Below are 1,830 nucleotides of genomic sequence, written 5' to 3'. Positions count from 1 at the left end.
GTTGAGACTGTAGAAAAACCCCCGATTTGGTAGGCTGGCACCGAGCAACAGGGAGTCGTTGGCATGCCCCGCTTCAAGCCCTACAACTACGATCAGGACGCGATGGTGGTGATCAACTACCGCCACCAGTTGCAGCCCGGGACCTTCGAGTACGCCGTCCATTACCTGATTGAGCACAAGCTGGATCTGTCGGTGTTCTATCCGCGTTACAGCAATGAGGACACAGGCCGGCGGGCCTACGATCCAGCGATTCTTCTCAAGATCATCCTGTTCGCCTATTCCAAGGGCATCACCTCCAGCCGCGAGATGCAGTGGTGCTGCGAGACCAACATCATCTTCAAGGCGCTGTCCTGCGACACGGTCCCGCACTTCACCACCCTGGCGGCGTTTGTGAGCAACCACGCCGATGAGATTGAGGCGCTGTTCGAGCAGGTCCTGCTGGTGTGTCAGGAGCAGGGGCTGCTGGGCAACGAACTGTTCGCTATCGACGGCTGCAAGATGGCCTCCGATGCCAGTAAGGAATGGTCTGGCACCTTCAAAGAACTGGGCGATAAGCGGGATAAGCTGCGCCGACTGATCCGCCATCGACTCCAGGAGCACCGCCAGCAGGATGAGGCCGCCACGGAGGCCGAGCTGGATCAGCAGATCCGGGAGGCCAGGACCATCCTCTCGCTGGATGAGGCCAAGAGCAAAATCGATCGCTTCCTAAAGACGCAGAGCCCACGGAAGGGCCAGGGCAAGCGGAGCAAGGAAGTAAAGAGCAACATCACCGACAATGAAAGCGCCAAGATGACCACCGGCAAGGGCACCATCCAGGGCTACAACGGCGTAGCCACGGTGGATAAAAAGCACCAGGTCATCATCGACGCCCAGGCCTTCGGCGAAGGCCAGGAGCACCATACACTGAGACCGGTTCTGGAGCGGGTTGAGCAGCGCTACCGACGACTGGGCATCAATGCCGACATTTACCACAGCGGGACCATCGTCACCGCCGACACCGGCTTCGCCAATGAAGCCAATGCCCGCTACCTCCACCAGCGCAAGATCAACGGTTACATCCCGGACAACCAGTTCCGCCAACGCGACCCGGCCTTCGCCGAACAGAAGGCCAAGTACGGTAAACGTCACCAGAACAACAGCCAGTCACAATGGAAAGAGGTCATTCCTGCCACCGAGTTCCATTTCGATCCGGTGAACCTCACCTGCGATTGCCCTGCTGGAAACCGGCTCAGTTACCGGGCCACTCGACCGGACAACAATGGCACCATCCGGGCCTATTTCGAAGGCCGGTTGCTGCAGTGCCGCCACTGCCCCAAGAAACACCGGTGCATGCAGACACCCAGCGCCGCCGATCACCGCCACGGCAAGGGCCGGCAGGTGAGCTTCGCGCTGGACCAGGACCGCTCACCCAACTACACCGACTGGATGAAACACCGGGTGGACAGTCCCGAGGGCAAGCGCATCTACAGCCACCGGATGTCGGTGGTGGAACCGGTGTTCGGCAATATCGGAACGACCAAGCGACTGAACCGGTTCAGCCTGAGAGGCAAACGCAAAGTTCAGGGCCAGTGGCAGCTATACTGCCTAGTACACAATATCGAGAAGTTGGCCAACTACGGGCAATTGGCGGCATGAAGCTGCGAGGCGGGAATGTATCGGCAGAAGACGGCTGTAACGGGCCTGTTAAGGCCGCCCATTGGCCAATCGGCTAAACGGAACTGGACACCGGAACCGGCGGAAAATGATCGGACCAGCGATTGGGCTGGTGAAACGAACAAGCAGGAAGGCTGTGGAGTTTACCCGGAAATGGGTTTTTCTACAGTCTCGTTA

Annotated in this window: 1 protein-coding gene; it reads left to right on the top strand. The window is 59.0% G+C overall.

The window, feature by feature from the left end; genetic code table 11:
* Window positions 1–63: 63 nt before the first annotated feature.
* On the top strand, window positions 64–1,635 hold the full coding sequence (locus GLW01_RS15450; RefSeq protein WP_160899669.1) for a transposase: 1,572 nt from the start codon (window positions 64–66) through the stop codon (window positions 1,633–1,635).
* Window positions 1,636–1,830: the final 195 nt, after the last annotated feature.

Origin of the sequence: Vreelandella halophila (assembly GCF_009856365.1) — a bacterium.
In the GTDB taxonomy this organism is placed as follows: domain Bacteria; phylum Pseudomonadota; class Gammaproteobacteria; order Pseudomonadales; family Oleiphilaceae; genus Halospina; species Halospina utahensis_B.
Note: the sequence above shows the minus strand (reverse complement) of the source record. Positions and strands in the feature narration are given on the sequence as shown.